A 12,845-nucleotide genomic window follows, 5' to 3' on the forward strand; every position below is an offset into this window, starting at 1 on the left:
AAAATGCCATTTATAAAGTTTTGCTTGGGGTATTTCTTTGCCATTGATAGCTCAACCGTATGTACCACAACCTACCTGCAATACCTGGTATTGCTGTAGCGTTCTGAAAGCCAAACAGGTTGTCTATCCCTACCTGTGCCCTCAATGTTTTATACAAGCGTTGGCTCAATGAGGCATTCCAAAGCCAATACCCCGTAACGTACTCATTGTCAGCGTCTAATATTTGGTTGTTGTTCATATCGGCAAGCCCATAGCGACCCCGGTAAACTCCTCGCAAGCTGGCATTGAAACCTTTGGGTAAGTGCTCATAAAACAGGCGTACATTCCACATATGACGCGAGCGATTAAATAAGCCTCCGTATTCAGAAGAGCGCACCCTGGTAGTGACCAATGTTTGAGGATCACGTTTAAATACTTCTCCGTTGTTTAGTTGATCAATCACCGATTTATCTTTGGCGATTAAATACTGATAACCAGCCATTAACTTTAAGCTTTTGAACAATCGGTAACTACCATTAAACTCTACCCCTTGAGTAAATACCTCGCGTAAATTGGCGTAGCTAAATACCGATTGGCTATTTGTTTTTCGGGCAACAATCTGGGTTTCAATCAGGTTTTGTACATCATTCCTAAAAAAGTTGAAACTTGTTTTTAGCCCGCTTTTCCATCGGGTTTCTATCCCAATATTGTAAGCTATAGAAGTTTCAGGTTTTAAACCTTGAAACCGAGATATGTCAGTAAATACAGCCGCTATCTGTCCGGCATCATTGAGTTGCTCTATTCCAGTGGCCAATGCTTGGGTACCAAATACACTATAGCCTGCTACTGCATTGCTAAAATTTAAGTACAATTGTCTAAAGTCAGGTGCTTTAAATCCCACCCCTGCCGAACCCCGCATTGCCAACCAGGGCAGGGCTTGAAACCTTGCCGAGAGTTTGGGACTTACTTGGTTGCCATAGACCGAATGCTGGTCAAACCTGAGTCCTGTAATCACCGAAAGCTTTTTTGCTGGTGTCCATTCGTGTTGCCCAAAGGCATACAATGTACTAAAGCGTTGTTGGGTAGTGTAGCGGGTAGCCTCTACCGACTCCAAGGTACTGCCTATGCCCAGCGTTAAAAAATGCTGTTTGTTGATATAATAGTTGGTGACCACTTCGGGGCGGCTAAATTTCTGTTTAAAAAAGCTTTCATCATACACACTTTGGTCTTGCTCGTAGCGTAGCAATGAGCGAGTAGAGTATTGGGTGTGGTAAAACTTATACTTGAACTGTACATTTGGTGTAAGCTTGTGCTCTGCTACTGCATGTATATTCATATCTGTTTGTGCCCCATCTCCACTTACTATCACAGGTGGGTTGCTCCCTATATTGGCTTTTTGCTGTTGGCTTTCGCCAAAATATCTACCCGACAAAGAGAACTTAAGTTTTGGGTTGAATTTGTATTGCAGTTTTGCCTGCAAGGTATGGTTACGAAAAGGTTCCACGGTGGCTCCTTCAACAGTAGGCGTAAGGTCATAACCCGCACTTTGGTAGCTATCAGCAAATAAAGAAACCGCCAGTTTTTTATGGCGAAAGCCTACTTTACCATTGATATTAAAGGTTTGGTTTGCTCCGTATTGTACATTTACTCCTCCGTTCAAGTCATCTTTGGGTTGGTGAGTAATGATATTAATTACCCCAGCCAAAGCCTCCGAACCATATAAACTAGAACTAGGTCCTTTGACAATCTCTATTTGTTTGATGTTATTTACTGCAATTCTCGACAGAGCCAAAGTGCCTGCTGTTCGTCCAATCAATGGTTCACCATCTATCATAATCAAGGTATAGTCAGCGTCAAACCCTTGCATTTGTATTCCTTGCCCATGGTCATTGTTAATGGCAAGCCCAGTTTGCTCTTGCAATACCTCGGTAAGTCTTACTGCCCCCAAAGCCTTGATTTGTTGCTGAGTAATCAGGGTTACAGGCGTAGTAAGTGTACCCAATTGTTTTTCGGTGCGAGTAGCCGTTACTACTACTTCTTCTAACCTGACTGCCTCAGCACTGTCAGTGAGCCCTGTTTGGCTATATCCATAGCTAACTGTTATACAAGAGATTACAAATAATATTGCAGCATTTTTCATAGTAATTCTGAGTTTGTGTTTGTCAGAAAGACGTTGCAAACAAACCTACTATTTAGAATGATTCCAAATAATTTGAGAACTTTATTTTTATTTAGTCTAAATAAACTATAAGTTTGCCTTATCAAATAACACAACAACATGAGTTTAGTAAAACGGAAAAAATAAAATGAGCCAAATTTTGGTGCAATATTTTAGTTTCAGGCGATTGAAAAAATATTTGCATAGCCAAAGCTATGGACATATTTTTTTAAGAAGTCTGGGGCTATAAGATTAGTCAAATGGCTCAGGTTATTTTAGTAGTTTTATTTATAATCAAATAGACAAAACTGAATAGATATGGAACAATCTGCAATACATCAAAAAAACGTGATTACTCAACTGGGTTTAATTCTCGCCTGGGTAGGGTTACTAGCATATAGCCTGATGGCAGGAGGTTGTACAAGCAATGCATCTGACGAAAGTCAACAACAGCATATAAAGAAGGTAGAAAAAACAACCGTTACACCACTTAGAATTGTATCGCTAAACGGAACCATTACCGAAGTACTATGTGTACTGGGCTATGAGCAAAACATAGTAGGAGTAGATGTAACAAGCACCTATCCAAGCGCCATTAACAAATTGCCTAAAGTAGGGCATACCCGTAATATGCAAGCAGAGGGCATTATATCTTTGAAGCCCTCATTGATTTTGGGTAAAACCGAAGAGCTTAAGCCTGAGCTAATCCAGCAATTAAAAGCCACTAAGATCGATCTAGAGCTTTTTAAAATAGACTATTCTGTTCAGGGAGCCAAGCAGTTGATCAAAGACATAGCTCAAAAACTACCTCCAACCAATGGCGCAACTGTAGAGGCACTCACAAAACAAATAGATGAGCCACTTACAAAGTTGGAAAAGTTGCCAAATACCCCTAAAGTGTTGTTTATTTATGCCAGAGGCGCAGGTACTTTGATGGTAGCTGGCAAAAATACCCCCGTACAAAAAATCATTGAAATGGCAGGTGGACAAAATGCCATCAATGATTTTGACAACTTCAAGCCATTGACTGCTGAGGCATTAGTAAAAGCCAATCCTGAGGTAATTTTGATGTTTGAAAGTGGGCTAAAAAGCCTGGACGAGGGCAATGGATTGTTGAAAATACCAGGGGTAGTCAATACCAACGCTGGACGTAACAAAGCGTTTGTCGCCATGGATGGTCAGTTTCTTACCGGATTCAGTCCGCGTTTGGGGCAAGCAGTATATACTTTAAACAAAAAACTGAAAGCCACTCTTGCAACGCAATAGCTACATACTCATTGTATTATCAGTCATTGTCTTACTATCATTGGTGGCAACATCGGGTATGGGGGCTATTCACATTGGCTTTAGCGAGTGGTGGCAAATACTGCTTGCCAAGGCTGGGTGGGTAGAGGAAGTATCCGATGCGCAAAAAACGGCCGTTTTATGGGTCATTCGTTTGCCCAGAGTAATCACAAGTTTATTGGTAGGAGCATCGTTGGCGTTGTGTGGTGCAGCACTACAGGGTTTGTTTCGCAACCCGCTGGCAGACCCTTCCATTATTGGCATTTCTGCTGGAGCCGCTTTTTCAGCAGCGTTGGTCATTGTGTTGGCCAGTTCATTGTTGGCGTCTGGCTGGTGGGCAGGCACCTTACTCTCTTTGGTTACTTTTTTGGGAGCAGTAGGGTCTACTTTTCTGGTGTTTGCCTTGGCACGTCAAAAACACCGCACCAATGTTACTATGATGTTGTTGGCAGGTATTGCGCTCAATGCGTTGGCAAGTGCTTGCACTGGGGTACTTATTTTCGTAGCCGATGATGCTCAGTTACGCAGCATTACCTTTTGGACATTGGGTAGCCTGGGTGGTGCCAATTGGACAACCGTAGGTTTGATAGCATTTGCTACTGGGCTTGCTACAGTGTTTTTATTTCGTCTGGCAAAAGTTTTCAACGCTTTGACACTGGGCGAACAAGAAGCCAAATACATAGGAATGCCCATTGAGCGTCTTAAGATTCAAGTAGTAATACTTACGGCGTTGGCAATAGGCACTGCCGTAGCATTTTGCGGGATGATTGGTTTTGTTGGCTTGGTAGTACCTCATGTCCTTCGTTTGATCGGAGGAGGTAACTATAGGTTTTTATTGCCTGCATCAGTGCTTGCGGGTGCCTTATTGCTTTGTTGGGCAGATACGCTTGCCCGTACTGTAGTGGCTCCTGCTGAAATACCCATTGGGGTAATCACTGCTTTATTGGGGGCACCTGTATTTCTAATAATTTTGTATCGACAAAAAAATGCACTAAATTAATGTTACAACTACGCCAGGTAGACTATCGCATCAAGTCGCAAGATATTCTTAAAAATATTTCTTTTGATACAACCAAAGGAGAACTAATTGCCGTGGTAGGTGCTAATGGGGCGGGTAAATCTACATTGATGAAGTTGATCAGTCAGGAATATTTGCCTACCCAAGGAAAAATTGCCTGGAAAGGAACACCCTTTGCCAAAACAACTAGTAAGCAAATGGCTTATGAACGGGCAATATTGACCCAAAATATTCATATGAGCCAAGATTTTCCCGTAGAAGAAGTAGTGCTCATGGGGCGTTATCCTCATTTTAAGCACCAACCTGGCAAGTACGATTGGGAAGTGGTTCAAAAAGTGAGCGAGCAAACGGGCATACAACCACTGGCAAAACGTAATTATGCGTCACTGTCGGGAGGTGAAAAGCAAAGGGTTCAACTGGCAAGAGCTTTGGCGCAGTTGCATCAACAGACAGCTGCCACCACCTCCAAACTACTGTTGTTGGATGAGCCTTTAAATAACTTAGACATTCGTTATCAACACCGTTGTTTACAACTCACTAAAGGTTTTGCCCACAACGGAAATATAGTATTGTTGGTGATTCATGACTTGAACCTGGCAGCATTGTATGCCGATAAAATTTTACTATTGCACCAAGGAAAGTTAGAAGCTTATGGAACACCAAAAGAAGTATTGACTGAACAATGTTTAAACAAATGTTATCAGTTTTCGGTGAAGGTGGCTACCCACCCATATCACCATTGTCCGGTAGTGTATTTTGGCGATTTCGACAAATTACCCTACCAGTCATCTATCCATCAACACCAGACCATTATATAAGAATTAAAAATTACCGAAAAATATGGAAAGCACTCCAAAAAATCTCAAAGCCCGTTGGGAAGAATTAAAACAAACTCAACCTCATTTACGCATTCGCAATGCCGCTGACTCTTTGAAAGTAAGCGAAGCCGAACTTTTGGCCACTCGTTGCGGAAGCGATGAAGTTACCCGATTGTTGCCTGCTTTTAAAGAAATACTACAAGAAGTTGAATCTTTGGGCAAAGTGATGGCCTTGACCCGCAACAATGATGTAGTACACGAGCGCAAAGGAGTATACGCGAACGCTTCGCTGGAAAACCCTCACGTGGGTTTGTTTGTAGGCGAAGACATAGACTTACGTATTTTTTTCAAGTCGTGGGATTCAGCTTTTGCCGTAACCGATACAGTCAGAGGCAAAGCCCGGTATAGTCTTCAGTTTTTTGCCAAGGATGGCGAGGCTATTCACAAAATATATCTTACTGCCAAGAGCAACCTGGATAAATATCAGGCATTGGTAACCAAATACCGTCACGAGGATCAATCTGACCTACAGGCTGTACATGCCTGGGACGAAACGGTAGAAGAACATCCAGACGAAAACATTGATGTGGCTGCTTTTCAAAAAGGATGGATTAATTTAGAAGATACCCACGATTTTTTTGGGTTGGTAAGAAAACATAAGCTTACCCGAACCCAAGCTTTAAGACTAGCTCCTGCCGGAAATTATGCCATCAAAGTAAACCCACAAGCTTTTCGCAAAGTAGTGACGCTGGCCGCTGAGCGTAATACGCCTATTATGGTATTTGTGGGTAACAAAGGAATGATTCAAATTCATACTGGCCCGGTAAAAAAACTCCTGGATCATCAGGACTGGTTCAATATAATGGACCCTGATTTTAACCTACACGTGAAAGAGCCTCACCTAAAAGATGTGTGGGTGGTGCGTAAGCCTACCAAAGATGGGGTAGTAACTGCCTTGGAGTGTTTTGACGCTCAAGGCAATCAAATTGTACAGTTATTTGGCAAACGAAAGCCAGGGATTCCTGAACTCACTGCGTGGCAAGAGATTATAGCCGAAGTAGAGAAAGAAACAGCCTTGCAGGAAAGTGTCAATGCATAAAGGTAACAATACCGGATGGCAAGTAGTCATCCGGTATTTATTTTTTAGAATCGACTCCCTACTTCAATATCATACTTCTGTACAGAAGGACGTTGCATAAAAAATAAGCCCAATACTGCTACAATCGGTATAAGTAGCCATTGCACACCAGTAAGCAAGTAGGCGACCAAACAAAAGATATTGCCTCCTTCCAGAAGCCCTGCTTTAACAATAGTAGCTGTCTGATACATCATGAGTTTGTCTTCTTCTGCAGCCTCAGATGCCTGTGCTCTTTGTATTTGCTTTTTATATAAAACCTGGCTCATCATTACCATAGGCAACAAAGCCCCCACCGCTACATACTCCAGCAAACCTTGTGAACTTTCGTTAATCCCACTATCTTGAAATACAAGCAGAATGACACATAGAAAAATGACTTGACCAAAGATGAGTGCAAACCAGATGATATTTAATTTTTTGATAAAATCTTCTTTCATAATTCAAGGTGTTTTGGGTAAAACTAATGCACTGGGGATTAAATAAATGCGCTATTTATTCGAGGGTATTTTGTTTGCTGACACACTTCGAAAAGTGCGCATAGCCAAAGCTACGCAAACTTTTTTAAGTAAAGTCAGCAGGCTAAAGGCTCCGAATAACCGAGCCTACAGCTCTGCTGTGGCGAGCTCTGCGAAGCTAATGTAGTAGGAATTTAGTTCCCAGTGCACTAATTGGGTTTAAGCAGTAGCAAGTCTTAGATACCGATTCCTATTGGCGCAATTAGCTATTAAACTATCATAGTAAACTAATTAACTAATGTTACATACCTTCCTCAAAAGGCTTATATTGTTTTGCGATGCATTGCGAAACAATATAGCCATATGACAATATAACCATCAAAATAGAGGTGCTTAGAAGGATTTGCGTGACTTCAGTAATTAATTATTCAAGGCTTACACAAAGCTAAATAATACAAAATATAAAAACATAGCACCATCCACATATTTTTTGTAGTAAATTCGGGGAGTCTGTGCGTTTACTTGTCTCAAAAATATCCCACAACTGAACATCAGCACACCTGCCATTATTACAAAAATAATCTGTTGAAAATGTCCTATTGCTGTAGCCATATAAACTACAATGAGCAGGTAGCCTATTTGACGGGCACGCTTGATGCCCAACCATACGGGAATAGTAATAATACGATGGTTTTGGTCATTTTTTACATCACCTATATCAAAAGGCAGCGTAATAATAAAAATGAATAAAAACCTTTCAGTAAACAAATATAACACCTGAGGAGCTTGCCAGTCTGTATGCAATGTAATTACAGGAAGGATTACCGTAACTGCTGCCCAGCCATAGGCAATCAAAAATATTTTGAGCAAAGGTATACGTCGCAACGAAAGCCACGAAAGCCACCCTAACCCTTTAGGGATAGAATAAAAAACCGCAATAAACCCCAAGTGTACTACGAATAAAAGCAACTGCCAGGAAAGCCAAAAGCTACATGTAATTATTCCGATGGTGGCAACCAACTGGAGTGTGATAGTAAACCAATGATTAAAATAGAAAGGAACACGATCTATGTTGTAAGTGAATATGGTAGCACAAAAAATAAATAAAAGTAGTGCCCAGTTGATTTGGGTTAAAGGTGTGTCAAGCAAAAGGTAAGTAGTAAAAGCAAGCGCCATAGCCCCCAATGCTATGTATAAGTTGTGGTAAATGAGCCATTCAAGCCCCCGATTAGGTATTTTTAAGTATTGATAGAGTGTGTCTTTTACTGCCTTCATTGTTCACTTGTATCCGCGTATATCATTAGTACGACAGGTTGGATATAAAAACAAAAAAACCTGCAAGAATTTGATTCTTGCAGGCGATATTAATTTATAATTTATATAATTTATTCATTATCCAGTAACATCTGAGCTCGTTTTTGTCGCATCTTGGCACAATTCAACTCTATGTCTACTTTATCGGGGCGTTCAAACGAACCACGGGTATAAGGCAAATCCTTGTTGGCATATACTTTTTTCATATACTCACCCCACATGGGCAAAGCAAGTACTGCACCCTGTCCGTATACAATGCTCCTAAAACGAATACTACGGTTATCGCCACCAACCCAAGCACCCGATACAAGATCTTTGGTTACACCAATAAACCAGGCATCCGAGTTATTTTGAGTAGTTCCTGTTTTACCACCAATTTCATTTTTAGTAGCTACACCATAGCTCCATAGTCGGGTAGATGTACCACCGGGCTCCAAAGCAGCCTTGAGCATGTGCAACATAATATAAGCAGTCTCTTCATCCAATACCTTGGTTACCTTGGGTATAAACTCTTTGACAACATTTCCGTTGCGGTCTTCTATGCGCGATATAAATATAGGTACCGTATGTTTCCCTTTGTTGGCAAAGGTGCTGTAAGCTCCCAACATCTCAAATAGCGATACCTCACTTGACCCTAAACACAACGAGGGTACAGAGCGTAACGGAGATGATATACCCAACTCTCTGGCGTGTTCTACTATCGTTCTTACCCCAATGGCTTTGGTAAGTCCGGCTGTAACTGAGTTGATTGATTGCCCTAGTGCCCGGCGCAAAGTCAGGGGAACACCCGTATAAGATAAAGTAGCATTACGGGCTACCCAAGGGCCTCCTCCGGCATTAAACACTACTGGCTGATCAACAAATTGGTGACAAGGAGTATACCCCAGGTCAATGGCAGAGGCGTACACAATGGGTTTAAATGTAGACCCAGGTTGTCTGCGTCCTTGTTTTACGTGATCATACTGAAAATATTTGTAATTGATACCTCCTACCCAGGTTTTTACATGACCACTTTGTGGTTCCATAGACATGAAACCAGTATGCAAAAAGTGTTTGTAGTAGCGTAAAGAGTCCATTGGACTCAATAAGGTGTCTTTTTCACCAGTCCAGGAAAATACCCTAGTTTTTACAGGGGTATTCATTGCCTTGTTAATGCTGGCAGTATCTTTTCCATATTTTTTTCTGAAAATACGGTATTGAGTAGTAGTTTTCGCCAAATCTTCAATAAAGTTGGGTAATTCTACATTGTAAGCGTCTACCCACGGATTCCTGTTTTCCCAGTGTTTGTAGAAGATTTTTTGTTGTGTTTTCATTTGCTTTTCTACTACCTTCTCGGCGTAGGCTTGCATACGAGAGTCTATAGTAGTATAAATGCGTAAGCCATCTGTATATAAGTCACGCCCTGACTCTTTTGCCCATTTTTTCAGAAACTTTTTGGCTTCTTCTCTAAAATAAGGAGCAATTCCACCTACGTGGTCCTCTACCCCAAATTTAAGCTTGATAGACTGAGATTTGAAATAACTTGCTTGTGATGAAGTAATAAATTTATATTTCTCCATTTGCTCAAGCACCGTGTTTCGGCGGGCTTTCGATCGCTCAGGATTAGATACCGGACTATAACGGGTGGGAGCCTTTAACAAACCTACCAACACTGCCGACTCAGGCACATTTAACTGGCTAGGGTGTTTGTCAAAAAAAGTACGGGCAGCGGTTTGAATACCAAAAGCATTGCTACCAAACTCTACCGTGTTGAGGTACATTGTAATAATTTCTTTTTTTGTATAATTCCGCTCAATTTTAATGGCAGTGACCCATTCTTTGGTTTTTGATACAATCGTGCCCACCAATGGGTAGTCGTGAAGTTTACCTTTGCTGGCTGCTCCACGGGTACGGTAGAGGTTTTTTGCAAGTTGTTGGGTAATGGTACTTGCCCCTCCATCTTTACCCAGCCTTACAATGGCACGGGTCAAACCTTTGAGGTCAATGCCAGAGTGACTCTCATAACGAATATCTTCGGTAGCTATGAGGGCATTGATCATGTAGGGAGAAATTTCTTCATATTCTACCGGGCTTCGGTTTTCCCGGTAATATTTACCCATCAGTTTGCCATCTGCAGAATAAATTTCAGAGGCAAGTTCTGTTTTGGGGTTTTCTAAGCTTTCCAGACTTGGTATAGGACCAAAAAATCCCATAAAGTCGTTCTCTAGTGCGGTAAAATAAAGAACGGCTCCGGTAATAGTTGCCAAAAAACCGATCCAAATAAGCATAATCAGCCGCCAATATCCTTTTCTGTAAAATGGTCTGTCTTTTTTACCCATTGTTTGAGACTGTTTTTAATTTAGTGTTTCAAAATTAGTGATTTTTGATATAGTTAATTAATCATAGTGAAGTTTATACAAAAAAAAATAAAAAGTAACCTTTTTTAACCTACAAGCTTCAGGCAAAAAGCGATAAGTCAAGTATTAAAATTACAAACTTGAAACTTACCGCTTAGGTTACTGTGAAATATGAAGTGGCTACATTGCTTTAGACTTTTTAAGCAAGTTGTTGGCAAACTTTTTAAGGTTGCTGCCCGGGTAGTCTTTAATAAACTTTAACAAGGCTTTTTCCCTTACTTCTTTATTTTGTGTGCGACTAATAATTAGCACCTTCAGAAACGAAAACTTATCTTGAATGAGGTTTTGTGGAAACTTTTTCAGTGTAGCATCCATGAGTTGTTGCGATTTTTCATACTGGAGGTTTTGATAAGCCTCATAAGCTTTTTTGTAAGCCTCTTTTACTTCTTTTTCGTGTTTCTTGGCCTCTTTTAACCAATTAGGGTTAATAATCATATTTTTGTATACCGAGTTAGGGTATTTTTTCAGCACTTGCTGCTTATAATAGGCTGCCCTGGAAGCATTCGGCAAGTTTTTGTTAATGAGGTACAAAAAATAAAGTACCTCTGCCTCATACTTTGTCTTAGAAAACCTTTTGAGCAACTCTTCAAATGACCCAATGGCCTTTTTGTTTTCATTCAAATGGAGGTTATAAATTTTACCTAACTCATAAAAACCATCCTCCAGTTTTTTGTCAGAGGCCTTGATAGCTTCTGGAGTAAAAGGTATAATTTTATAGAGTTCTTCTTTTGCCTTTTTTACCCTGTCTGCTACAATTTTTCCTTTGTCAGGCTTTTTGTCTCCCCCTATAAACAAAGAATCAGGTGGCTCAGGATCTTTGTTGCTCCGGCGCCAGTTATCTTCAAGTACCCTTGTGCCCCATTTCTGTTGAAACTTTACCCTGCCTCGCGCCACTAATTGAGGATTATAGAAATACCATACATTACTTTGCAGTTCTTTCAAAGTGCTGGTATTATTGCTTCGTTTGGCTTTGTCTTTGGCAGCTTGTATAAGGCGTTGTTCCTCGTCGTATGCTTTTTCTATTTTAACTTTCAAGTTTTTATCCAGGTAAGCTGATAACTGTAAGGTGTCCATTTTAGCCATTCTTTGCAGGCTATCTTCCAGCCTTACACTATTCAGGTATTTTACAAAGTCGCCCAAGATACGCGCCCTTCGCTTGATCATCTTATAGTTTTCTACATTTTTGGGCAGCGACACCATCGAGCTATCATAATATTTTTTGGCAAGTTCATACTCTTCTAGTGGGGCATAGTGCACTTCACCTAGTTTAAGGTAAGAGTAGGCTTTTTGTACCTTGTTACCTGCACTGGCATCAATAGATTTTTTGAGCATAGTAACTGCTCGGTTGGTGCTGTCTTGTCGCAGTTCAAAAAGCGCCAGTTCATAATAAATTTTATCATGATACTCTTTGTTCTTTACATCACGTAGTAGCCGTCTGAAATAACGTCGGGCTTTACGTATGTCTTTATCCGTTTTTATGTTAGATACCTGGGTCATTTTGAGTCGGGCATAAAAAGCCAGCTCATAAGGAGGGTTGTTTCTAAGCACAGAGCGGTAATGAGTATACGCTTTATCGTATTGTTCAAACCTTTGGTATATTTGCCCTATGATAAAATGAATGCGTCCTTTACGTTCTCCATGGCGCATCATATCTACTGCTTTTACCAAATACCTCCCGGTTCTTTTATAGTTAAGTTTTGTTCGGTAATAGTGCGCCCGCATAATCAAAAAATCACGCAGGTTTTGTTTACTCATTGCCTGTTTTTTCAAATAATTAATTACCGTCAACGCGTTTCTGTCCTGATCAGTGCGCAGAAAAGTTCGAATAAGAAATATAAGTGATTTATGCCGGAGGTCATCGTCTTCACTTTGGGTATTCACAAACTTAAAGCCTACGATTGCCTGGTCAAAGTTACGTCCGTAAAACCTGGCTTTAGCAATCACATGGTAGGCATTATCCATCCAGTTGCTTTCATCGTGTTTGTGATATATAATAGAAGCTTTCTCTAGACTGTACTTAATGTCCTGATCGTGTGCCTTCATAGTATTGGTATCTATAAAAGGCTGCACATCCAATATCTTATTGTAATCTTCGATACGCTTCAGAAACAGCTTTCTTTCTATCTCTTGCATTCGCTCATTGGCAAGAAAATAAGCATTGTAATGAGCTGTAATGTTATGGTAAGGCTTACAGGCTTGTAAAATGGCCACTATTGCGATTGCAAGCAGAGGTATGACTTTAAAATACTTCAAAATTTTCCAGTTTATTTTTTTGTGGCTAATTT

The 12,845-nt window shown here is 40.6% G+C and carries 9 protein-coding genes; 4 read left to right on the forward strand and 5 right to left on the reverse strand.

Going from position 1 to position 12,845, the window contains the following annotated elements:
* Nucleotides 1-10: 10 nt before the first annotated feature.
* On the reverse strand, nt 11-2,119 hold the full coding sequence (locus M23134_RS12880) for a TonB-dependent receptor plug domain-containing protein (RefSeq protein ID WP_002696705.1): 2,109 nt from the start codon (nt 2,117-2,119) through the stop codon (nt 11-13).
* 336 nt (nt 2,120-2,455) lie between these two features.
* Here M23134_RS12880 and M23134_RS12885 point away from each other — a divergent pair, with 336 nt between their 5' ends.
* Genes M23134_RS12885 through M23134_RS12900 form a run of 4 tightly spaced genes read left to right on the forward strand, consistent with a single transcriptional unit; the run spans nt 2,456 to nt 6,356 of the window.
* Nucleotides 2,456-3,403, forward strand: a complete 948-nt coding sequence (locus M23134_RS12885; RefSeq protein WP_002696706.1) for a heme/hemin ABC transporter substrate-binding protein — start codon at nt 2,456-2,458, stop codon at nt 3,401-3,403.
* Nucleotides 3,390-4,421, forward strand: a complete 1,032-nt coding sequence (locus tag M23134_RS12890; protein ID WP_002696707.1) for a FecCD family ABC transporter permease — start codon at nt 3,390-3,392, stop codon at nt 4,419-4,421. Before M23134_RS12885 ends, M23134_RS12890 begins: the two co-directional genes overlap by 14 nt.
* Nucleotides 4,421-5,257, forward strand: a complete 837-nt coding sequence (locus M23134_RS12895) for a heme ABC transporter ATP-binding protein (RefSeq protein ID WP_002696709.1) — start codon at nt 4,421-4,423, stop codon at nt 5,255-5,257. The genes M23134_RS12890 and M23134_RS12895 overlap by 1 nt, the downstream gene beginning before the upstream one ends.
* A gap of 22 nt (nt 5,258-5,279) precedes the next feature.
* Nucleotides 5,280-6,356 (forward strand): hemin-degrading factor, encoded by a 1,077-nt coding sequence (locus M23134_RS12900; protein ID WP_002696711.1) that lies wholly within the window; start codon nt 5,280-5,282, stop codon nt 6,354-6,356.
* A 44-nt stretch (nt 6,357-6,400) separates the two neighbouring features.
* Here M23134_RS12900 and M23134_RS12905 read toward each other — a convergent pair whose 3' ends face one another.
* From M23134_RS12905 to porW, 4 genes are all read right to left on the reverse strand, one after another.
* The gene (locus tag M23134_RS12905; protein ID WP_002696712.1) at nt 6,401-6,832 is read right to left on the reverse strand and encodes a hypothetical protein; all 432 of its coding nucleotides are present in this window, start codon (nt 6,830-6,832) and stop codon (nt 6,401-6,403) included.
* 453 nt (nt 6,833-7,285) lie between these two features.
* Complete coding sequence (locus M23134_RS12910; RefSeq protein WP_002696714.1) at nt 7,286-8,125, reverse strand: UbiA family prenyltransferase; 840 nt, start codon at nt 8,123-8,125, stop codon at nt 7,286-7,288.
* 110 nt (nt 8,126-8,235) lie between these two features.
* Nucleotides 8,236-10,482, reverse strand: a complete 2,247-nt coding sequence (locus tag M23134_RS12915) for a penicillin-binding protein 1A (protein ID WP_002696718.1) — start codon at nt 10,480-10,482, stop codon at nt 8,236-8,238.
* 198 nt (nt 10,483-10,680) lie between these two features.
* Nucleotides 10,681-12,813, reverse strand: a complete 2,133-nt coding sequence (gene porW, locus M23134_RS12920) for a type IX secretion system periplasmic lipoprotein PorW/SprE (protein WP_157558469.1) — start codon at nt 12,811-12,813, stop codon at nt 10,681-10,683.
* Nucleotides 12,814-12,845: the final 32 nt, after the last annotated feature.

The organism is Microscilla marina ATCC 23134, from assembly GCF_000169175.1.
Taxonomy (GTDB): domain Bacteria; phylum Bacteroidota; class Bacteroidia; order Cytophagales; family Microscillaceae; genus Microscilla; species Microscilla marina.

Excerpts from the sequence above, each read along its gene's own strand:
- M23134_RS12900 (WP_002696711.1), top strand. The coding sequence starts at position 5,280 with ATGGAAAGCACTCCAAAAAATCTCAAAGCCCGTTGGGAAGAATTAAAA.
- M23134_RS12880 (WP_002696705.1), bottom strand. The coding sequence starts at position 2,119 with ATGAAAAATGCTGCAATATTATTTGTAATCTCTTGTATAACAGTTAGC.
- M23134_RS12910 (WP_002696714.1), bottom strand. The coding sequence starts at position 8,125 with ATGAAGGCAGTAAAAGACACACTCTATCAATACTTAAAAATACCTAAT.
- M23134_RS12885 (WP_002696706.1), top strand. The coding sequence starts at position 2,456 with ATGGAACAATCTGCAATACATCAAAAAAACGTGATTACTCAACTGGGT.
- M23134_RS12895 (WP_002696709.1), top strand. The coding sequence starts at position 4,421 with ATGTTACAACTACGCCAGGTAGACTATCGCATCAAGTCGCAAGATATT.
- M23134_RS12915 (WP_002696718.1), bottom strand. The coding sequence starts at position 10,482 with ATGGGTAAAAAAGACAGACCATTTTACAGAAAAGGATATTGGCGGCTG.
- M23134_RS12905 (WP_002696712.1), bottom strand. The coding sequence starts at position 6,832 with ATGAAAGAAGATTTTATCAAAAAATTAAATATCATCTGGTTTGCACTC.